General features: G+C 44.3%; 15 protein-coding genes, 1 tRNA gene and 1 rRNA gene. 5 read left to right on the forward strand and 12 right to left on the reverse strand.

Annotated elements, in window-relative coordinates; genetic code table 11:
• Window positions 1–20: 20 nt before the first annotated feature.
• Together AB5217_RS09610 and AB5217_RS09615 are read right to left on the reverse strand one after the other, a co-directional pair.
• Window positions 21–97 (reverse strand) — tRNA-Ile (locus AB5217_RS09610).
• A 184-nt stretch (window positions 98–281) separates the two neighbouring features.
• Window positions 282–1810, reverse strand: a 16S ribosomal RNA gene (locus AB5217_RS09615).
• Window positions 1811–3140: 1330 nt separating this feature from the next.
• Between AB5217_RS09615 and AB5217_RS09620 the strand changes: the two genes are divergently transcribed.
• The 5 genes from AB5217_RS09620 (at window position 3141) to gldH (ending at window position 7901) form a co-directional block, all read left to right on the forward strand.
• Complete coding sequence (locus AB5217_RS09620; protein WP_004299950.1) at window positions 3141–3653, forward strand: ferritin-like domain-containing protein; 513 nt, start codon at window positions 3141–3143, stop codon at window positions 3651–3653.
• 187 nt (window positions 3654–3840) lie between these two features.
• Window positions 3841–4794, forward strand: coding sequence for a methylenetetrahydrofolate reductase [NAD(P)H] (gene metF, locus AB5217_RS09625; RefSeq protein WP_004299949.1), 954 nt, complete (start codon window positions 3841–3843; stop codon window positions 4792–4794).
• Between the two features lies 1 nt (window position 4795).
• Window positions 4796–5920, forward strand: a complete 1125-nt coding sequence (locus AB5217_RS09630; RefSeq protein WP_004299948.1) for an ATP-binding protein — start codon at window positions 4796–4798, stop codon at window positions 5918–5920.
• A 15-nt stretch (window positions 5921–5935) separates the two neighbouring features.
• The gene (locus AB5217_RS09635; RefSeq protein ID WP_004304909.1) at window positions 5936–7450 is read left to right on the forward strand and encodes a stage 0 sporulation family protein; all 1515 of its coding nucleotides are present in this window, start codon (window positions 5936–5938) and stop codon (window positions 7448–7450) included.
• Complete coding sequence (gene gldH / locus AB5217_RS09640; RefSeq protein WP_004324646.1) at window positions 7428–7901, forward strand: gliding motility lipoprotein GldH; 474 nt, start codon at window positions 7428–7430, stop codon at window positions 7899–7901. Before AB5217_RS09635 ends, gldH begins: the two co-directional genes overlap by 23 nt.
• 2 nt (window positions 7902–7903) lie before the next feature.
• On the opposite strand, the gene rodA is transcribed toward gldH, so the two are convergent.
• The 10 genes from rodA to AB5217_RS09690 all read right to left on the reverse strand — a co-directional run bounded on the left by rodA (window position 7904) and on the right by AB5217_RS09690 (window position 23104).
• Window positions 7904–9361: a rod shape-determining protein RodA gene (rodA, locus tag AB5217_RS09645; protein ID WP_004304911.1), complete on the reverse strand. Its 1458-nt coding sequence runs from the start codon at window positions 9359–9361 to the stop codon at window positions 7904–7906.
• On the reverse strand, window positions 9342–11204 hold the full coding sequence (gene mrdA / locus AB5217_RS09650; protein WP_004324644.1) for a penicillin-binding protein 2: 1863 nt from the start codon (window positions 11202–11204) through the stop codon (window positions 9342–9344). The genes rodA and mrdA overlap by 20 nt, the downstream gene beginning before the upstream one ends.
• Window positions 11205–11206: 2 nt before the next feature.
• Complete coding sequence (mreD, locus tag AB5217_RS09655) at window positions 11207–11704, reverse strand: rod shape-determining protein MreD (protein WP_004299943.1); 498 nt, start codon at window positions 11702–11704, stop codon at window positions 11207–11209.
• A complete protein-coding gene (gene mreC, locus AB5217_RS09660; RefSeq protein WP_004299942.1) occupies window positions 11701–12546 on the reverse strand; it encodes a rod shape-determining protein MreC in 846 nt (281 codons plus the stop codon). The genes mreD and mreC overlap by 4 nt, the downstream gene beginning before the upstream one ends.
• 7 nt (window positions 12547–12553) lie before the next feature.
• Window positions 12554–13576, reverse strand: a complete 1023-nt coding sequence (locus AB5217_RS09665) for a rod shape-determining protein (protein ID WP_004299941.1) — start codon at window positions 13574–13576, stop codon at window positions 12554–12556.
• Window positions 13577–13702: 126 nt separating this feature from the next.
• Window positions 13703–15226 carry a bifunctional phosphoribosylaminoimidazolecarboxamide formyltransferase/IMP cyclohydrolase gene (purH, locus tag AB5217_RS09670; RefSeq protein ID WP_349824663.1) on the reverse strand — a complete coding sequence of 508 codons (1524 nt, stop codon included), beginning with the start codon at window positions 15224–15226 and terminating at the stop codon, window positions 13703–13705.
• A gap of 151 nt (window positions 15227–15377) precedes the next feature.
• Window positions 15378–17414 carry a M13 family metallopeptidase gene (locus AB5217_RS09675; RefSeq protein ID WP_004299939.1) on the reverse strand — a complete coding sequence of 679 codons (2037 nt, stop codon included), beginning with the start codon at window positions 17412–17414 and terminating at the stop codon, window positions 15378–15380.
• A gap of 209 nt (window positions 17415–17623) precedes the next feature.
• Window positions 17624–19579, reverse strand: coding sequence for an ABC-F family ATP-binding cassette domain-containing protein (locus AB5217_RS09680; protein WP_032844152.1), 1956 nt, complete (start codon window positions 19577–19579; stop codon window positions 17624–17626).
• A 142-nt stretch (window positions 19580–19721) separates the two neighbouring features.
• Complete coding sequence (locus tag AB5217_RS09685) at window positions 19722–20633, reverse strand: NDP-sugar synthase (protein WP_004299937.1); 912 nt, start codon at window positions 20631–20633, stop codon at window positions 19722–19724.
• A gap of 128 nt (window positions 20634–20761) precedes the next feature.
• Complete coding sequence (locus AB5217_RS09690) at window positions 20762–23104, reverse strand: BamA/TamA family outer membrane protein (protein ID WP_032844153.1); 2343 nt, start codon at window positions 23102–23104, stop codon at window positions 20762–20764.
• Window position 23105: the final 1 nt, after the last annotated feature.

Here is a 23105-nt window from a genome sequence, read left to right on the forward strand (position 1 = left end):
CTGTTCCTCATTCTTGAGCTTGGTAGTCCCAGGCAGAGTTGAACTGCCGACCTCTACATTATCAGTGTAGCGCTCTAACCAACTGAGCTATAGGACTAGTTCAACCTTGTCTACCTTTCGTCTAGACTCGGCTTCTTTTTCTCTTGTTTATCTCTATCTATACTTCTATAGATGGTTGATCTATATGTTATAAATAAACAAGTACCAGTAGTACAAAAAACAGAACCTTTAAAGTCTTTTAGTGGCTGCCACGTTTTGTGACAGTTACGGCATCGCTCCAGAAAGGAGGTGTTCCAGCCGCACCTTCCGGTACGGCTACCTTGTTACGACTTAGCCCCAATTACCAGTTTTACCCTAGGACGCTCCTTGCGGTTACGTACTTCAGGTACCCCCGGCTTTCATGGCTTGACGGGCGGTGTGTACAAGGCCCGGGAACGTATTCACCGCGCCATGGCTGATGCGCGATTACTAGCGAATCCAGCTTCACGAAGTCGGGTTGCAGACTTCGATCCGAACTGAGAGAGGTTTTTGGGATTAGCATCCTGTCACCAGGTAGCCGCCTTCTGTACCCCCCATTGTAACACGTGTGTAGCCCCGGACGTAAGGGCCGTGCTGATTTGACGTCATCCCCACCTTCCTCACATCTTACGACGGCAGTCTCTCTAGAGTCCTCAGCATAACCTGTTAGTAACTAAAGATAAGGGTTGCGCTCGTTATGGCACTTAAGCCGACACCTCACGGCACGAGCTGACGACAACCATGCAGCACCTTCACAACAGCCTTACGGCTATACTGTTTCCAATATATTCTGTTGCAATTTAAGCCCGGGTAAGGTTCCTCGCGTATCATCGAATTAAACCACATGTTCCTCCGCTTGTGCGGGCCCCCGTCAATTCCTTTGAGTTTCACCGTTGCCGGCGTACTCCCCAGGTGGAATACTTAATGCTTTCGCTTGGCCGCTTACTGTATATCGCAAACAGCGAGTATTCATCGTTTACTGTGTGGACTACCAGGGTATCTAATCCTGTTTGATACCCACACTTTCGAGCATCAGTGTCAGTAACAGTCTAGTGAGCTGCCTTCGCAATCGGAGTTCTTCGTGATATCTAAGCATTTCACCGCTACACCACGAATTCCGCCCACCTCTACTGTACTCAAGACTGCCAGTTTCAACTGCAATTTTACGGTTGAGCCGCAAACTTTCACAACTGACTTAACAATCCACCTACGCTCCCTTTAAACCCAATAAATCCGGATAACGCTCGGATCCTCCGTATTACCGCGGCTGCTGGCACGGAGTTAGCCGATCCTTATTCATATGGTACATACAAAATTCCACACGTGGAAAACTTTATTCCCATATAAAAGAAGTTTACGACCCATAGAGCCTTCATCCTTCACGCTACTTGGCTGGTTCAGGCTCTCGCCCATTGACCAATATTCCTCACTGCTGCCTCCCGTAGGAGTTTGGACCGTGTCTCAGTTCCAATGTGGGGGACCTTCCTCTCAGAACCCCTATCCATCGTAGTCTTGGTGGGCCGTTACCCCGCCAACAAACTAATGGAACGCATCCCCATCGATAACCGAAATTCTTTAATAAAAATATCATGCGATATTCGTATGCCATCCGGTATTAATCTTTCTTTCGAAAGGCTATCCCGGAGTTATCGGCAGGTTGGATACGTGTTACTCACCCGTGCGCCGGTCGCCATCTTCAGTTTGCAAGCAAACTAAAATGCTGCCCCTCGACTTGCATGTGTTAAGCCTGTAGCTAGCGTTCATCCTGAGCCAGGATCAAACTCTTCATTGTAAAAGTATTTTTTATCATCCCTTAGGATGACTTTTTTGCTCTGTTCAGGACGCCGTAAATTTATTGACCTTATTCAAATACCTATTAGTCTTAATTGTATCGCTACTGAATAAGACAAGTATTGACGGTTCTATTTTTTTACTTGTACTACTTGTATTGTTTATCAATATTTCAAAGAACTAACGTGGCTTCCGCCGCGCCTGCTTTCTTTGCGAAAGCGGATGCAAAGATAAGGACTTTTTCAGATAACCTCCAAACTTTTTTCAAAGTTTTTTTGTTTTTATTTTCTGTGGCCTTCATCTTATAGCAGAATGTCAATCATTAGGCTCTGTCTCTCTAGCAAAGCGGGTGCAAAAGTAGACAACTTATCTATAACATCCAAATATATCTGACTATTTTTTCTAATTATTTTTAGATATCCGCCCTAACTTACTGAATCATAACGATGTTGTAGAACATATTTTTCTTCATATATGTTACATCTATATGAAAACAGGCCGGAAATGGTACATTATTATATTACATACGCGCGTGTAGAGCAAATAACAAAAAGATATTCGCAAAGAGAGGGTAAAAAGAGAAGTACTCTTAAAGAAACAAACTAAAAAATAGATTTCTACAGGACAAGAACACATAAAAAAGTGAGAATAGCTATCTGTTATCACTCTACTTTAGTTTATAATTCGCTCCTACTAATCAATAAATAAATTACTATCCTAATTTCAGCATACAGGTATCTTTCTTTATAAGATATGCCACTTCATAGGCTTTCTTCTTATGTTCAATATCCATTTGCTTAGTAGTTGGCAAGGGCTCACTGCAGTGAACAAATAAGCTATCAGATGTAAACAAATAAGCTAACGATAGTAAACAAATTCGTTCACTGCAGTGAGCCGTTAAAAGACATTAGGGCTTATCAGAAGAATCACGAGGGATAAACATCTATTATATAAGGCATTGACGTCTATTGTATAGGAGAGTATAAGATAAAAGCGAATAGACAAGACACTTATTATAAACTGTTTAAGATAGAATCAGGACAAGACAGGGTGAGGGTAAAAAGTTACCCTCACCCTACTACCGCACTTACCCTCACACGTTGTAACCACGATGAATAAAGGAATTGAGCGAAGGTGTGAGGATGTGAGGGTAAAAGTGATACAAAAATTTAGTTGAAATGAAATATTAAAAGCATCCATGTTCTATTAAAAAAGAAGGAGCTGCACAGTGCAATGCATTCTTTCTGTTAAAACCTCCGGGATACTCAAACAAAAAGAACCTCCGTCTGTTACATTAGCGATTTAAACATAGTAACCTAAACTTTAAAATTATGGCTAGAGAAAGTGTAAAAATCCTACAAGGTAAATTAGATGTAGAAAGTTTAATTTCACAATTGAACGCAGCATTGGCTGAAGAGTGGTTGGCATATTACCAATATTGGGTAGGTGCATTAGTAGTGGAAGGCGCCATGCGTGCCGACGTACAAGGTGAGTTCGAGGAACATGCCGAAGAAGAACGTAGACATGCACAGCTGCTTGCCGACCGTATCATCGAGCTGGAAGGGGTTCCGGTACTTGATCCGAAACAATGGTTCGAACTGGCAAGATGCAAATATGATGCTCCGCAAGGCTTCGATTCAGTCAGTTTGCTGAAGGATAATGTTGCTTCCGAACGCTGTGCCATTCTCCGTTATCAGGAAATTGCCGACTTTACTAACGGGAAAGATTTCACCACTTGTGATATCGCCAAACATATTCTTGCCGAAGAGGAAGAACATGAACAAGATTTACAAGATTATCTGACTGACATTGCCAGAATGAAGAAATCATTTCTCGAAAAGTAAATTCTAATTTAATAATGATTAGGTGAGAGAGGGTGCATCCGAAATACAGGATATGCCCTCTTTTATGTAATAGTACGATAAAAACCAAACTATTTTCAAACAAATCAAGAAGAAATCTTTCTTTTTTCGTATTTTTGTCCCAATATGCATGTTTAATCCAAGTAGATAACAACATCAACGAAAAGGAATGAAAGTAATTGATTTAATAAATAACAGTAAAGGTACAGCTTTTTCTTTCGAAATTCTCCCTCCTTTGAAGGGAACCGGAATCGAAAAGCTCTATCAGACAATCGACACTCTTCGAGAATTTGATCCGAAATATATCAATATCACCACGCATCGCAGCGAATATGTCTACAAAGATCTCGGCAACGGGCTCTTTCAGAGAAACCGCCTGAGAAGGCGTCCGGGAACAGTCGCTGTGGCGGCAGCCATTCAGAATAAATATAATATTACTGTGGTTCCTCATATCCTGTGCAGTGGTTTCACGCGTGAGGAGACCGAATATGTATTGCTGGATTTGCAATTTCTGAATATAACAGATTTGCTGGTACTCCGTGGAGACAAGGCTAAACATGAATCGGTATTTACTCCCGAAGGAGACGGATATCATCATGCGATTGAATTGCAGGAGCAGATTAATAATTTCAATAAGGGAATCTTCGTTGACGGTTCGGAGATGAAAGTCACCGCCAGTCCTTTCTCGTATGGTGTGGCGTGTTATCCGGAAAAGCATGAAGAATCTCCTAACATAGAGACAGATCTTTACTGGCTGAAAAAGAAGGTAGAAACTGGTGCAGAGTATGCTGTGACACAATTATTCTACGATAATAAGAAATATTTCGATTTTGTGGAGCAGGCTAAGGCAGCAGGTATCAACATTCCTATCATTCCGGGAATCAAGCCTTTCAAGAAAATCTCCCAACTAAGCATGATCCCCAAAACATTCAAGGTGGATTTACCGGAAGATCTGGTGAAAGAAGCATTGAAATGCAAGAATGATGCGGAAGCCGAACAGGTGGGTGTTGAATGGTGCGTGGCTCAATGCAAGGAGTTGATGGAACACGGAGTTCCGAGCATCCATTTCTATTCTATCGGAGCAGTAGACAGTATCAAGGAAATAGCCAAAATCATTTATTGATATGTTTTTCAGAGACGTAATCGGACAAGAAGAAATCAAGCAACGACTCATTCAGGAAGTGAACGAGGGGCGTATTCCACATGCCCAACTCATTTGCGGTCCCGAGGGAGTTGGTAAAATGCCATTGGCTATCGCATACGCACGCTACATCAGTTGCACCAATCGGGGCGAGGAAGATGCTTGCGGTGTCTGTCCGTCTTGTGTGAAATTCAATAAGCTGGTACATCCGGATGTGCATTTCGTATTCCCCATCGTGAAAAGTGCGAAAGGAAAGAAAGAAGTGTGCGATGATTATATTGCCGATTGGCGGCCATTCGTTATTAACAATCCTTATTTTAACCTCAACCATTGGTTGGGTGAAATGGACGCGGAGAACTCGCAAGCGCTGATTTATGCCAAAGAGAGCGATGAGATCCTGAAGAAGCTCAGTCTGAAATCCAGTGAAGGTGGATTTAAGATTACGATTGTATGGTTGCCGGAGAAAATGCACCCGGTATGCGCCAATAAGTTGCTGAAACTGCTTGAGGAGCCACCCGAAAAGACGATTTTTCTGTTGGTATCCGAAGCTCCGGACATGATTCTGCCTACCATTTTGAGCCGTACTCAACGTATGAATGTGCGGAAAATTGACGAAGCCAGCATCGACCGGGTATTGCAGAGTAAATATCATGTTCAGCCTGCGGATAGCATTTCGATTGCCCATCTGGCAAACGGAAATTTCGTCAAGGCACTCGAAACGATTCATCTGAATGAGGAAAATCAGTTATTCTTCGAGCTCTTCGTCAACCTGATGCGCTTGTCCTATCAACGGAAAATAAAGGAGATGAAGATGTGGAGCGAACAGGTGGCCAGCATGGGACGCGAACGCCAGAAAAACTTTCTGGAATATTGCCAGCGCATGATCCGCGAAAACTTTGTCTTCAACCTGCACCAGCGCAATTTGACGTATATGACGATTAATGAACAGAATTTTGCAACCCGCTTTGCGCCTTTTGTCAACGAACGGAATGTGATGGGTATCATGGACGAACTGAGCGAAGCGCAACTACATATAGAACAGAATGTAAATGCTAAAATGGTATTCTTCGACTTCTCGCTGAAGATGATTGTACTGTTGAAGCAATAATAAATATATAAACTTATGGAATATAAACTTCATAATGGAAGCGGTGGCCTTTGCTGCAAAGGATGCTCCCGACAAGATAAAAAGCTGAACACCTACGATTGGCTGGCGGACATTCCGGGCAATGCGGAAGAGAGTGACATGGTGGAAGTGCAATTCAAAAATACCCGGAAGGGATATTTTCGGAACAGCAACAAGATTAAACTGGAAAAAGGAGATGTAGTTGCCGTTGAAGCGGCTCCCGGCCATGACATCGGCGTGGTTACATTGACCGGCCGGCTCGTTCCCCTGCAAATGAAGAAAGCAAACTTCAAAGCAGATACGGAAATCAAGCGTGTCTATCGGAAAGCTAAGCCGGTAGATATGGAAAAGTTCAACGAAGCCAAAGCCAAAGAACACGCTACGATGATTCGTGCGCGTCAGATTGCGTTGAATCTCAATCTGGATATGAAAATCGGTGATGTGGAGTATCAGGGAGATGGCAACAAAGCTATTTTCTACTATATCGCCGATGAGCGGGTAGACTTCCGGCAACTGATTAAAGTATTGGCCGAAGCATTCCGCGTACGTATCGAAATGAAACAAATCGGTGCCCGTCAGGAAGCAGGACGCATCGGCGGGATCGGTCCTTGCGGACGCGAACTTTGCTGCGCTACATGGATGACGAGCTTCGTCTCTGTTTCTACCAGTGCAGCCCGTTTTCAGGATATCTCATTGAATCCGCAGAAACTTGCCGGACAGTGCGCTAAGCTGAAATGCTGTCTGAACTACGAGGTGGACTGTTATGTGGAAGCTCAAAAACGTCTCCCTTCAAGAGAGATAGAGTTGGAAACGAAAGATGGCACTTTCTATTTCTTCAAAGCGGATATTCTAAGCAATCAGGTTTCTTATTCTACGGATAAAAACTTCCCAGCCAATCTGGTCACTATCAGCGGCAAACGTGCGTTTGAAGTAATCTCCATGAATAAGAAAGGGATGAAACCGGACAGCTTGCTCGAAGAAGAAAAGAAACCGGAACCAAGAAAACCAGTTGATTTGCTGGAACAGGAAAGTGTTACCCGTTTCGACCGCAGCCGGAATAATAAAGAGGGCGGCAATAACGCTAACCGGAATAATAAAAAGAAGAAAAAAGGAAACAATAATAACGGAAACCGCCCGCAACAGCAAGCAGAAGGCGGCAATCGTCCGCAACAACCTCAACGGGAGAATGAAAACCGCCCGCAACAGCCAGAAAACGGCAACAGAGGGGAAAGAGACAACCGCCCGAGAAATAACAATAACAACAACCGGAACAGAGGACAAAACCAGGGACGGAACAACGAAAACAGACGTCCGGAAAGAGGATCAAATCAAGAACGTCCACAAGGACAGGAACGGTCGAATCAGGAACGTCCGCAACAACAAGACCGTCAACGGGAACAGCAAGGGCAGGAACGTCAAGAACGCCGTCCCAACCACGAGCGTCCTTCCAGACCGGAAAGAAATCAGAATCAGGAGAAACAGTCAACTAATGAAAAGCCTACTCAAGAATAGTATATTGAGTCTATTCAGCGCTTGCTTACTGACAGCCTGCAATGAACATACAGTGTATCACTCTTATCAATCCCTTCCCAACAAGGGATGGGGAAAGAGTGATACACTCTCTTTTCAGATTCCCATAACTGACAGCGTTCCCACTACTCTCCGGCTTTTTGCGGAAGTCCGCAACAGTATCGAATATCCTTATCATAACCTCCATTTATTTATCAGTCAGAATCTACAGGATTCTACGGTATGGCGCACTGATACCATTGCTTTCTGCCTGGCTGACTCTACCGGAAGATGGACGGGACACGGATGGGGAAGCATTTACCAATCGGAAACTTTTATTACATCTGTTCGCCCTTTACATCCTACAAATTATACTATTAAAATTATGAGCGGAATGAAAGATGAAAAGTTACAAGGATTGAGCGATGTAGGTATCCGTATTGAGAAGCAGTAAGATTAGAGTCTTCTGCCACGTCCTGCATCAATACGCAGGAAGATAAACAGCAATATCGTAAATCCCCATAAAGAAGAACCTCCATAGCTGAAGAAAGGCAATGGAATACCGATAACCGGAGTTAACCCCAGCACCATACCGATATTAATAAATAAGTGGAAAAGGAAAATACTGACAACCGAATATCCATAAACCCGCCCAAAGTTGGAAGTCTGCCGTTCGGACAGGAAGATTAATCGTAAGATCAAAATAAGGAAAGCCAACAGGACAGCAGCCGAGCCGACAAATCCTTGCTCCTCACCCACTGTACAGAATATAAAGTCGGTATCCTGTTCGGGCACGTACTTTAATTTTGTTTGCGTACCATTCAGGAATCCTTTTCCTGTCAACCCACCGGAACCGATGGCAATCTTGGACTGATTCACGTTGTATCCGGCACCGGTCAAATCTTCTTCCAAACCGAGCACTACTTTGATACGGACTTGCTGGTGAGGTTCGAGCACATTATCAAATACATAATTGCTGGAATACAGGAAGCCGACAGAACCGATTGTAAACAGGGCAATCAGGAAATAAGTACGCTGCCGCTCACTTAATGCCAAATAAATCAGATAGCCTATCACCACAATACAAAGCGCCCATTGCACCCAAACGAGGCTAAAATGTACCCAATATTCGGATATTAAATAAGCAATCAATAATATAGCCAAACTTCCACCAATGATATTGCGGGTAGCAGACCATTTCTTGCGATATACCCACACCATACCACCGGCAAATAATAAGATCAATAGTAATACGATAAATTCTCCCAGTGGTGTAGGAGTATCGGCGATAAAGACTTCATCAAAACGGATGCCGACCACAAAGTAGATTACCGCACATACGCCCGCAAAAAGCACTACTCCCGGCATTCCTTCACGATAAAGAACCAGAAAAAAAGCAAGATAAACCAATGCAGATCCTGTCTCCCGCTGCCCGATAATCAATAACATCGGGAGAAGAATGATGAATCCCAGAATAAAGGCACACTTTTCTTTCTTGATACTGAATGAATAAGAATTCATGTATTTAGCCAACGCCAAGGCCGTAGCGAACTTGGCAAACTCGGCGGGTTGCAGGCTCACAGGCCCCATGACAAGCCAAGAGCGTGATCCTTTGGTGTCCGGTGCTATGAAGATGGTAACAATGAGCAAGAGAATCATCCCCACATATATAATGTACGCGAACATATCATACATACGGTCTTCCAGCATCAACAGCACGAATCCGAGCCCGAAGGAACAGATAATCCACACGAACTGCTTGCCGGCACGGGTCGAGAAGTCGAGGAAGTCGCGTTCGCCATAGTCATAGCTGGCTCCGCAGACGCTAAACCATCCGCCAACAATCAGGAGCAGGTAAATAAAAATCGTTACCCAGTCCAGCGTTTTCCACAAACTATCGTTCCTCGTTACCATATAATATCACTCTGTTACTAAATTCTTCCGCCCTCAACTCGTTTTCCGGCGAGAGCTTGCCTTTCAAATACTGTTCCATCATCAGTGCGCCGAAAGGAACTCCATAAGTAGCCCCCCATCCGCCGTTCTCTACATAGACGGCAATAGCTATCTTCGGTTTGTTCATCGGCGCAAAGCCCATAAATACCGAGTGGTCGTGTCCGCGGTTCTGCGCAGTACCCGTTTTTCCACAGGCTTCCAAATCCGGAACCATCACTGACAGCATACGACAAGTTCCTCCGGTAGCTGCGCCACGCATCCCTTCTACGACTGATTCATAATGTCTTTTCTCAATAGTGGTATAGCGTGGTACGCGATAGATGCTGTCCAACTGATTATCTTGGATTTCCTTTACAATATGCGGTGTCACAAAGTATCCTCTGTTAGCAATGGTTGCTCCCAGGTTAGCAATCTGAAGGGGAGTGGATAGAATTTCCCCCTGTCCGATAGAGATACTGATTACTGTTAGTCCGTTCCAATGTCCGCGATAGGCTTTATCGTAGAACTGCGCATTCGGAATCAGCCCCCGTTTCTCTCCCGGCAAATCAACTCCCAGTTTGTAGCCAAATCCTTGCGAAACCATGTGGTCTTTCCAGACCGTAATGGCGTTTTGCGGCGAACCGTATTTACGATCGCCAAACATACGGAACAATCCCCAACAGAAATAGGAGTTGCACGATGTAGCAATAGCCGGAATCAATGGCAAGGGAGATCCGTGAGCATGGCAGCCTACTGTCAATCTTCCGTAATGGAACCCATGTGAACAAGGGAATGCCGGACTTTGTTCAGTGATGATTCCTTCTTGCAGGAACGTCAGTCCTTGCGCTGTCTTGAACGTAGATCCCGGAGGATACACTCCCATCAGGGCACGATTCAAAAGCGGTTTAGTCATATCACGTTGCAAAGCCAGATGGTTCTTACCACGCTGGCGGCCAATCATCAAATGCGGGTCATAATTGGGAGAGGATACCAGACAAAGGATTTCTCCGGTTTCCGGTTCGATAGCCACAATACTTCCAATCTTATTCTTTAATAAACGTTCGCCCAGCATCTGCAAGTCAATATCCAGACTCAATGTCAGGTTCTTGCCGGGAACGGAAGGACGGTCATATTCACCATCCATATAATGTCCCTGGATACGACCGTGCGCATCGCGAAGCAGAATCTCAATTCCTTTCTCGCCACGAAGGTACTTTTCATACGATTTCTCGACTCCTAACTTGCCGACATAATCCCCACGGATGTAGTATCCTTCTTCATCCGCTTCCATTTCTTTTGCGGAGACTTCTCCTATATCTCCCAAAGCATGGGCGGCAGCATTGTACGAATATTGACGAATGGTACGCCGTTGGATATAAAAGCCACGAAACTTAAACAGCTTTTCCTGAAAGACACCACATTCTTCCGCCGAAAGTTGCGACATAAACAACTGGTTGGTATAGCGGGAATACCCCGGATTGCGGCGACGGTCTTTCATGTCGCTCATTATTTTGAGAAACTGCGCACGGGTGATATTCAGCGATTGGCATAAATCGAGTGTGTCCAGATTCTCTATTTCCTTTGGCACGATCGTTATGTCGTATGCCGGCTGGTTGAATACCAATAGTTTACCGGTCCGGTCATAAATAGCACCACGCGAGGGGTATTGGATCTTATTCAGAAAAGCGTTACTGTCAGCATTCTTCTTGTAGTCATCGGTCGTGATCTGCAATACAAAAAGACGTATCAGATAAATCAAAACAATGGAGATAGCAATGCCTCCGATTACAAATTTGCGCTTCTCTAAGATATAATCTTTTGCCATCGTTACTTCTTAATCCCTTCTATAGCTATGATACAGGTTACAGTCAGAATAGTGCAAAGAAGCACTCGCAACAGTAACAGCCAAATGCTGGTAAATGAGAAGAACTCAATGGAGAGTAATGCCAGACTGTGCACAAAAACACTTGCAGTAGTATATTTTAAGAAAGGACTGATTCCCATCGTCTTGAAAGAGGGAATAAGGCTGTCCGGATTATCACGGGGCATGAACAGACGAAGCAAAGAGGGACGGAGAAAGGCAAGCAATACGGTAGCTGCCGCATTCATTCCCGGAGTATCGGAGAATATATCAATGGTCAGCCCGAAGAAAAAAGCCCACAACATCAGTTCATTCCGGGAAGTGCCGGAGCTGAATTTCAGAATAAAATAGATATAGAGAAAAGGAGTAGCATAGCCGGCAATATGTACACTATTAAGGATTAGCACCTGAAGAAGTACCAAGCCGATAAACCATCCGATTCTATGTATATAAGTAATAATCATTCTTTCATCACCTTATTTTCAAGTTTCTTCTGTTCTTCCTGACCTGTCCGGGCTACCACCCGAACGTCACTCAACTTACCGAAATCAGTAGCCAGCTTGATTTTCAACAGATAGGAAAGTCCGTCATTAGAGTCGGACATATCATCTACCGTCCCCACCATTATACCTTCGGGAAAGACAGTGGAGAAACCACTGGTAACGACTGTATCTCCCAAATTAAACTCTGCATGACGAGGCAAGTCTTTCAGATAAGCATAGCGCGAATCTCCATGTTCCCATTTCAGGTAGCCGAAATAATCACTGCCGATAATCTTGCAACTGATATTCGACTTGCTGTTCAGTACCGAAATCACCACCGAGTAGGAAGGAGATGTTTCATAAACAATCCCTACAATCCCATTACCGTCCACTACTCCCATTTCGGAGCGAATACCGGAAGAGGAACCTTTATCGAGCGTGATATAATTATCAACCAGATTCAAACTGTTCTTTATCACATGCGCTTTAAACAACTGATAATCCGCTTGCGGCACCTGCCGGATGCTGTTGATTGCCATAGAATCGAGCTGCTGCTCTCTCAATGCTTTTTCCAGATTAGTGATCTGTTGTTCGAGCACCATGTTGCGATCCAATAGATCTTCGTTGACTGATTTCAGATGAAAATAAGAGGAAATCCCTCCCGAAACTTCATAAACTGCCCCCACAACCGTATTGGCAGAAGTGAAGAATGCACTCTGCTGATAACGGTTGAACCGAAATAACAAAACAAAACTGGCTACCTCCAATAAGATGAAGAGGAACCAGTAATTGTATTTCAGAAGGAAGTTTAATAAATTCCTCATCCCCGGTTTATCTCATTAAGAAAGAGAAACGGTCTACGTTCTTCAATGCCACTCCTGTACCTTTGGCAACTGCATGCAAAGGATCTTCCGCAATATGGAAAGGAATGTTGATCTTATCGGTCAATCTCTTATCCAGTCCGCGAAGCAATGCACCACCTCCGGAGAGATAGATACCATTGTGCACAATATCAGCATACAGTTCAGGAGGTGTATTTTCCAACGCACTCAAGATAGCAGTTTCGATCTTTGAAATTGATTTCTCCAGACAGTGAGCTACTTCCTGGTAGCATACAGGCACTTCCATCGGAAGAGCCGTGATACGGTTCGGACCGTGAACGATATAATCTTCCGGAGCATCATCACCCAGTTCGGTTAAAGCAGCACCTACATTGATTTTGATACGTTCTGCCATACGCTCGCTGACTTTCACATTGTGCTGACGGCTCATATATTCGCGAATATCCTCTGTCAGGTCATCACCGGCTGTGCGGATGGAGTTGTTGGAAACGATACCTCCCAAAGAGATAACGGCAATTTCCGTAGATCCACCACCTATATCGACAATCATGTTTCCTTCCGGAGCTTCCACGTCGATGCCGATACCGATTGCCGCAGCCATCGGCTCGAAAATCAAATAAACATCACGACCGCCAGCATGTTCCGCAGAGTCACGGACAGCACGGAGTTCAACTTCCGTACTTCCCGAAGGAACACCAATCACCATGCGAAGAGAAGGTGAAAACAAATGGTTGCGAGTATTCACCTGCTTTATCAAACCGCGCATCATCTGCTCGCAGGCATAGAAGTCGGCAATCACTCCGTCTCTCAACGGACGGATGGTACGTATGTTTTCGTGGGTTTTTTCATGCATCAACTTCGCCTTTTCCCCCACGGCAATCATCTTTTCTGTACGGCGATCCAAAGCTACAACCGAAGGCTCATCCACCACGATTTTTCCGTTCGTGATGATGATAGTATTGGCTGTGCCCAAGTCCATTGCTATCTCTTGTGTAAAAGAAAATAATCCCATTTTTTTATTTACTATTTGACAATTTACTATTTACTATTTGATACATACTTATTACTATCTGACAATCAAATCCATATTGCCGAACGGCTGAATAGTAAATTGTAAATTGTCAAATAGTAAATCGCTTTAGTGTTTAAAATGACGGATACCGGTAGTCACCATCGCCATACCGTGCTCATTGCAATAAGCAAAGGATAAATCGTCTTTTACCGAACCTCCCGGTTGGATAACAGCCGTAATACCTTCTTTATCTGCAAATTCCACACAGTCGGGGAACGGGAAGAAGGCATCGGAAGCCATTACTGCACCATTCAGGTCGAAGCCGAATGATTTGGCTTTTTCAATTGCTTGTTTCAATGCGTCTACACGTGAAGTCTGTCCTACACCGCTTGCAAGAAGTTGTTTATCCTTTGCCAATACGATGGCGTTGGATTTGCTGTTCTTTACAATTTTGTTGGCAAACAACATATCTTCCACTTCTTCCGGAGTAGGAGTTTTGTCTGTCACGGTTTTCAGATCGGCTACCGTTTCAATATTAGTATCTTTATCCTGCACCAATACGCCATTCAGCAAAGCGCGGAATTGTTTCTTAGGCAATTTAGCTTCCTTACGAACGAGGATGATGCGGTTCTTTTTCTGTCCCAGGATTTCGAGTGCATCCACATCATAATCCGGCGCGATAACCACTTCGAAGAAAATCTTGTTGATTTCTTCCGCAGCTTCTTTGTCGATGACACCATTCGTAATCAATACACCGCCGAAAGCAGAAACCGGATCACCGGCCAATGCGTCTTTCCAAGCTTCCAAAACTGTAGCACGGGAAGCTAATCCGCAAGCGTTGTTGTGTTTCAGGATAGCGAAAGTGAGGTCATCGAATTCGTCGATCAGGTCAACGGCTGCGTTGATGTCGAGAAGATTGTTATAAGAGATTTCTTTTCCGTGAATCTGGTCGAACATTGCTTCCAGATTTCCGTAGAAATAACCTTTCTGATGTGGGTTTTCACCGTAACGAAGTTGCTTCTGGCTATTAACAGAGCAACGGAAAGCAGAACCTTCGCCGGCATCGAAATAGTTGAAAATAGCCGAATCGTAGTGAGAAGAAACGGCAAATGCTTCTTTAGCCATCCAGCGACGTTCTTCGAGTGAAGAAGTAGCGCCGTGCTCCATCAACATATCCAATAATGGTTTGTATTGAGCTTGAGAAGCTACGATGATTACATCGTTGTAGTTCTTGGCTGCAGCACGAATCAGTGAGATTCCGCCTATATCGATTTTTTCAATAATGTCTGCTTCAGATGCACCGGAAGCTACAGTAGCTTCGAACGGATACAAATCAACAATAACCAGATCTATCTCGGGAATTTCATATTTCTCAATCTGTTGCATATCCTGTTCCAGGCCGCGACGACAAAGAATACCTCCGAAAATTTTCGGATGTAATGTCTTTACTCTACCACCGAGAATAGAAGGATAAGTGGTCAAATCTTCCACTGCCTTGCAAGGATATCCCAATGATTCAATAAACTGACGAGTTCCGCCTGTTGACAGAAACTCTACTCCCTCTTCATGAAGTTTGGTAATAATTTCATCCAAACCTTCTTTATGGTATACAGATACCAATGCAGTTTTTATTCTTTTAGACTCTGACATTGAATTGCTTATTAAGTATTTGGTGTGCAAAGTTACGAAATATTGTTTATCGTACGTAATAAATAAGGTGTGAATTAATAAAAAAAAGCGTTGACTCTCCTCAACGGAAAATCAACGCCTCTTCGCATATATGTTCTCTATTCAAAAACTATTACCAGATAGATACTCGTTTTTCTTTAGGTACGAACATCGAATCCTGTTCGGTGATTTTGAATGCTTCATACCAATTCTGGATATGAGGAAGAGCACCGTCCACACGCCATTTGCCTAATGAGTGAGGATCAAGTTTGGTTAATCGGAGAATCTCTTCCGGACGGATATTTCCTGCCCACACATTAGCGTAAGCCAGGAAGAAACGTTGTTCCGGAGTAAATCCGTCAACAATTTCCAGCGGTGCGGCTTCTGTTGCATTCTTGAATGCCTGGAAAGAAACTTGCAAACCTCCGTGGTCGGCGATGTTCTCTCCAAGTGTCAGGCTACCGTTTGCGTGTACGCCCGGAGCAACTTCGATACTGTCAAAGAAGTTAACCATCACCTGTGCCCGTTCTTCGAACTTTTTAGCATCTTCTTCTGTCCACCAGTCTTTCAGGTTTCCGTCTTTGTCATATTGACGTCCCTGATCGTCAAATCCATGAGTCATTTCATGGCCGATTACCACGCCGATTGCACCGTAGTTCATAGCATCGTCCGCATTCATATCGAAGAACGGAGGTTGCAGGATAGCTGCCGGGAAGCAGATTTCATTGGTAGTCGGGTTATAATAAGCGTTCACTGTTTGAGGAGTCATCAACCATTCATCCTTGTCTACCGGTTTGCCGGCTTTGGCAATCATTTCGTTGTAATCCCATTCGTTGGCACGCTCGATATTTGCCCAGTAAGAATCATCTTTGATCTCCAGTGCGGAGTAATCTTTCCATTTATCAGGATAACCTATTTTTACATGGAAGGTTGCCAGTTTCTCCAACGCTTTTTCCTTGGTCGGTTCACTCATCCATTCCAAACCTTTGATACGTTCTCCCAAAGAAGTTTGCAGGTTCTTCACCAGTGTAACCATACGTTCTTTGGCAGCAGCCGGGAAGTACTTCTCTACATACATCTGTCCTACCACTTCGCCAAGTACACCATCTACGGTGCTCACGGAACGTTTCCAGCGAGGTTGCATTTCTTTCTTTCCAGACATTGTTCTGCTGTAGAAATCGAAGTTTTGTGCTTCAAAATCATCGCTTAGATAAGAAGCGGCAGCATCTATCAATCCCCATTGGAGATATAGCTTCTGATCGTCCAGTGATACGGTATTAATCACATCGGCTACTTCCTTCATGGCAGCAGGCTGACCTACGTTCACTTCTTCCAAATCTTTCAAACCGGAAACGGTGAAATAAGTATCCCAGTCAAAAGTCGGGAAGTTCTTTTTCAGCGTCGCCCTATCCATCTTGTTATAATTAGCATGAGGATCACGCAATTCCACTTGTGAACGAGCCGCTTTCGCCAGGCGAGTTTCGATGTTCATCACTGCTTTCACAGCTTTCTGTGCAGTAGCCTCATCATAACCTGCCAACTGGAACATTTTGGCGATATGTTCCTGATATTTATTACGGATATTTTTAGTCTGCTCGTCATTCTCCAGATAATAGTCACGCTGTCCCATTCCGATACCGCCTTGATAGGTCTGTACGATATTCATGGAACTGTTCATATCATCCGCACTTACAAACATGGTGAAGTAAGGACGGATGCCTTTCTTCTGGCTCTCTGCGATATATGCGTAGATTTCTCCTTTATCCTTGAGAGCGTCAATGGCTGCCAGTTCTGCTTTGATCGGAGCTACACCTTCCTGATTCAGCTTCACGCTATCCATTGCGATATTATAAAGATCGCCTACTTTCTGCGCAGCACTGCCCGGTGCGTTATCTTTCTTCGCTGCCAATTCGGCAATCAATGCTTTCAGTTGTTCACGACTGTTTTCGCGCAACATGTCGAATGTACCGAAACGTGAATACTCGTCTGTCAGCGGATGATCTTTCACCCAACCTCCACAGGCATATTGATAAAAACTTGTACCCGGCATAGCCGTGGTATCCAGATTAGCAAGGTCGATACCGGACGTCAGCACGGCCTCTTTCTTACTGTTACATCCTGTTGTCATAAGGCATACGGCAAGAATTGGTAAATACTTGGTTACTTTCATATTGTATAAATAATTAAATAGTCTCTCTAATCAACAATCATCCTACCCGCAGTCCGGCACCGAGGAAGAAGGTGACCGACACCGAGGAACGCCTCGTTCCTCAACGAGAAACACCTGTTTCGACACCGAGAAACAGATACCCGCCAGGAATACCTTCTATCGAGGTATAGCGTTTCTCTCACATAGTGCTCGGAAGTATGCGTTTTGTTCTAGTTTTTCGTTTCTTCCAGTTCCATCGAAACCCGCTCCCACTCTTCAACAATGCCATCCAACTGTTGCTTCAGTTTTTGATGCCGTTCATAGAGCTGCATATCCGAAGCTCCTTCGGGAGTTGCCATCTTCGCTTCTACGATAGCAATCGCGGATTCGGTTTCCTCTATTGAAGCTTCACAGTCCGCCACCTGGCGTTCGAGTTTCTTAATCTTCTTATTAAGTTCTTTCTGGGCTTCGTAAGAGAGCTTATTCTCCGAAGGCTGAACGGTTTCAGGTTCATTACCTTTAGCTGAAGCCGTGGGAGAAGCCGACAGTCCCGCTCCTTTCTGAAGCTCGTTCAAGCTATCTATCTTTTTCTTTTGCAAGAATTCATAGATACCTCCAAGATGTTCTTTTACAAGTCCACCACCGAACTCATATACTTTAGTCGCAAGTCCATCCAAAAAATCACGGTCGTGGCTGACAAGAATCACTGTTCCGTCAAATTCGCGGATAGCTTCCTTCAAAACATCTTTCGAACGCATATCCAAATGATTGGTCGGTTCGTCCAGAATCAGTAGATTTACGGGTTCCAGCAGAAGTTTAATCATCGCCAATCGCGTACGTTCTCCACCGGAAAGGACTTTCACCTTTTTATCCGAAGCTTCGCCTCCAAACATGAAAGCTCCCAGTATATCACGTATCTTCAGACGGATATCTCCTGTCGCTACCCGGTCAATCGTATCGAATACAGTCAGATTCTCATCCAACATTTGTGCCTGGTTCTGCGCAAAATAACCGATTTGTACATTATGTCCGATCGTTAATTTACCTTCGAAATCAATTTCGTCCATGATACATTTCACCAAGGTAGACTTACCCTCTCCGTTCTTTCCGACGAAAGCCACTTTCTCTCCCCTGTTGATAGTCAAGTTGACATCATGGAAAACGACATGGCTACCATACGCTTTGCGCACATCTTCGCAAATCACAGGATAGTTTCCGCTACGACTGGCTGGAGGGAATTTTAAACGCAAGGCGGAATTATCTTCTTCGTCCACTTCGATGCGGTCTATCTTTTCCAGTTGCTTGATACGGCTTTGCACCTGTACGGCCTTCGTTGCTTTATAGCGGAAGCGTTCGATGAATTCTTCTGTATCCTGTATTTGTTTCTGCTGATTTTCGTAAGCACGGAGTTGCTGTTCACGGCGTTCTTTACGCAGGACTACAAACTCATCGTATTTCACTTTGTAGTCGTAAATCTGACCGCAAGAAATTTCGATGGTACGGGTAGTTACGTTATTCAGGAAAGCACGGTCATGGCTGACTAATACGACTGCATTGGCACGTGTAGACAAAAAGTTTTCCAACCATTGGATACTTTCAATATCAAGGTGATTGGTCGGCTCATCGAGCAAAAGCACGTCTGGGCGACGTAAAAGCAGTTTTGCCAATTCGATACGCATACGCCATCCACCGGAAAACTCCGAAGTAGGGCGTTCAAAATCTTCCCGGCTGAATCCCAATCCGAGAAGCGTCCGTTCGATTTCCGCCTGAAAGTTCGTACCGCCCATCATCAGGAAGCGGTCGTTTTCATGCGTGAAACGATCTATCAACTGATGATATTCTTCCGAATCGTAGTCTGTCCGTTCCGCCAGTTCCTGATTCATCCGTTCCAACTTCGCCTGAAGCTCAAATATATGTTCGAATGCCAATTCTGCTTCTCCCATCACCGTCCGGTTGTCAGAAAGAATCATGACCTGTGGTAAATATCCGATGGTTACATCTTTCGGAGTAGCTACCACTCCGCGTGTCGGTGACTGCAAACCTGCCAATATCTTCAGCATGGTTGATTTGCCGGCACCATTTTTTCCGACCAATGCAATGCGGTCTTTCTTATTAATTACATAGCTGACGTCCTCAAAAAGCGGCGTCGCATTAAATTCTACTGATAATCCTTCTACTGAAATCACTTCTGCTTCTGATTTATAACATTTTGGACTGCAAAGATACTGAATATTTATTAGATACTACTTAGTATGATACGTTATGAAAAACAAAAAAAGCAGTCATTCTTATGAATGACTGCTCTTTATCTTAATCAATGGCTCTTCTTTAGAACAACTTAGCAGGATATTCACCGGCATCTACCAATGCCTGAATCTTGTCTACTACGCTCTGACGGTCTTCCGGATAAGTGACGCCGAACCACTTGCTGGTAGTATCCAGTACTTCAACAGTGGCAGTTCCGTCATTAATCAATTTATCTACCATCAATGGGATGAAGAACTCGCTCTTCAGGTTTTCCATATTCTTCGGATCGCTTAGGAAAGTCTTGAAGAATTCCTGGCTGTAAGCGAAGTAATCAGGAGTGAAGCCCCAGAAGTTCATACTTACCGGAGTCGTATCGGGAGTAGCCGTCCATTCGCCATCATCACCGATATATTTCACTTCACCGTCCAGACGTTGAATCTTCGTACGTTCTACTACAGATGTCAACAATCCTTTAGCATCTGTACTACAGATACCACGAGATACCGTACCGCTTTCGCTCAATGTATTTCCTACACGGAAACCTACCATCGAATAAACGTTCTTTGAATTTTCAGGAAGAGCAGAAAGGAATTTGCCCATTACCTGGAAAGAATCACGACCATAGAAGTCATCACAGTTGATCACTGCAAACGGTTCCTTAATCACATCAGCGCCCATCATTACTGCATGGTTAGTACCCCAAGGTTTGGTACGGTCTGCCGGGCAAGTAAAGCCTTCCGGAAGATCGTCGATTGATTGAAATACCAGTTCGCAAGGAATGTGACCTTCGTATTTGGAAATAATTTTATCACGGAAATCTTGTTCAAAATCTTTGCGGATTACAAATACAAGTTTGCCAAATCCGGCATTGATAGCATCATAGATTGAGTAATCCATAATAGTTTCGCCATTAGGACCCAGTCCGTCTAATTGCTTCAAGCCTCCATAACGGCTACCCATACCGGCTGCCAATAAGAATAAAGTTGGTTTCATAAATTGTGTAATATTAAAAGGTTAGTGATGTCAACGGCATCAGATTTCGTTGCAAAATTACAAAAATAGTTGAATCCAACAGGACAAATATCAATCATTATTTACCAAAATCGTACAAAAATCATTCATTAGAAGGGATAACCGATAGCAAAATGTATTCCCAGATTCTTCATAAAGGATCCTGTGACATTGTAATATCCGCTTCGTTCTGTATCGTAAGGCAGATGCAAAGGAATACCGAAATCAAGACGGAACACAAGAATATCCATATCATAACGAATACCGACACCGGTGCCCAAAGCGATCTGTTTCGGGAACGTTTTCAGTTCGAGTTGTGAATTGGGACGGGCCTCATCCTTGCGCATCAGCCACACGTTTCCCGCATCCAGGAAAGTGGCTCCCCAAAAACTTTTAAAGATACGGAAACGGTATTCTACATTTGCCTCAAAACGGAAAGTACCCGTCTGGTCGAGGTAAGAATAGCGGCTTTCTGCCGGATGGTATCCGCCCGGGCCGATGCTACGTACTGTGAAAGCGCGGATGCTGTTGGCACCACCCACATAGAATTGTTCGCTGTAAGGGGCTATCGTTGCATTACCGTAGGCGAAGAGAGCGCCCAAAGCTACACGGGAAGCAATCTTATTATTCTTGTCCATATTCCACAAATGGCGGAATTCCGTATTCAGTTTCACAAACTGCGCGAAAGGGACGTTCAGCAAACGTTTGTCCTCTTTGTTGAAAGACTGACCGAAAGCACGGTAAATCACCGAGGTCAGGTTACCGGCAGAGGTTACAGTCGATTGCCACCAAATCGGATTTTTAATACCGCGTGCGGAAGCATTATCATAGGTATAGGTATATTCCATAGCAGGAATAAACTGGTCTTTTAAACTGATATATAATGCAGGATTGGCATCGGCAATTTCCCTGAATTCTTCCGATTGGTGTTGCAGGACGTTGAATGTCAGTTTGAAAGGGGTGATACTATGCCGGCTTGTACGTGTCGGCTGGAAATCGTAGGTAGCATTTCCGCCGAATGACAACAGTTTATAATACCTGGCACGGTTCAACTGGTCGATGTATAGACGGAATGTAGTGGTAGCCGGGAAGTCAAACTCCCTTTTCCCCCAATGCGGGAAAACCACGCGCGGGAAAGTCAGAGAGGTGGAAACTCCCATCTCCCAGCTGTTCATCAAAGAGCTTTTTTCTCCTCCGCCGGTTTGCCATTCATAAGAGCCTTTCAGCTTCACGTTCCAGCTTTCACCACCTCCGAATACATTGTTCCGGGTGACACCGAATGATGCCCCGGGACCGGTTTGGTCGTTACTTTTGGTTACGACATTCAATTCCAGTTCGGCGTCCAGTGGCTTGGCAAATGTGGCCTGCATGGTTACGTTCAACGTATCACAAACGGCTGTCGTATCTTTCGGGGCATATTGCAAATCCAGATAACTGAAGATTCCCAACTGGCTAAGTTTCTCCTGCACCTGCTCCTGTCGATACTGACTGTAAAGACGGGTGCGATTGGAAGCCCGCATCTGTGCATTCCGCACAAACTGTTGATAGTTCAACCAACGATAAAGCATATTCGGACGTACCTGCAATTTCTTATAATAATGTATATTCAGATTCTTATACATCATGCTGTCATTGGGCGCCTCACCATTCTTGCCAAACAGGTAAACAGAAGCATCTCCTACATAGTAAGGACGTTGTGCCGCAGCGGGTAATCCCGGAACGGGAATCAGACGAAGGCTGATATGTCCACCGGGAACCAATGTCGTATCTGCCTGATAAGTCATATAATCGGGACGGAAGTAAAAATATCCCCGGTTACGCAACAGCGTACTGATACGGGTACGCTCTTCATCCAGATCGACCACGTTAAACTGCTCGCCGGGACTTATATAAGACATTCGACGTCCCCGTTCCATAATGCGCAACGTTTGAGGAGTGAAACGCTGATAATAAACCGTATCTATAAAATAAGGATTCTTCATGTCTACCGTATAAAGAATACTTGCTTTCAGGCTGTCTTTCTTATCGACCAATGTTTCATAAGTCACTTTCCCATTGAAGTAACCATAATCACGGAGTAAGTTTGTAGCCACCTTGATACGAACCTCCGGATTGACAGTAGAGATAAACACCGGAGGATTGGCAGCCAGGCGGTTGAACATCCACTTTCCAAATCCCTTTTTATATTTCACAAAGTCGTTATACATCCACATTTTAAAAGGAATAGGCAGAAGGCCTCCTAACATCTTTGTACTGGGAGTTTTGTCAAGAGCCGCATCAATCTCTGTTAAAGCCGTCTCTCCTACCGGTGTTGCCGACTTATTCTCTACCACCGTTTTTCCTCCTGTATAAAGTACCTCCCCTTCAGGCAGGTGTTTTGTCACCGAACAGCCCGAAAACAAAATGATACCAATCAGACAACTTGCTAATATGTTATTATATATCCCTTTCATG

Source organism: Bacteroides sp. MSSM.1001136sp1_RTP21357st2_D2_RTP21359_211015, assembly GCF_040913205.1.
Lineage (GTDB): Bacteria > Bacteroidota > Bacteroidia > Bacteroidales > Bacteroidaceae > Bacteroides > Bacteroides ovatus.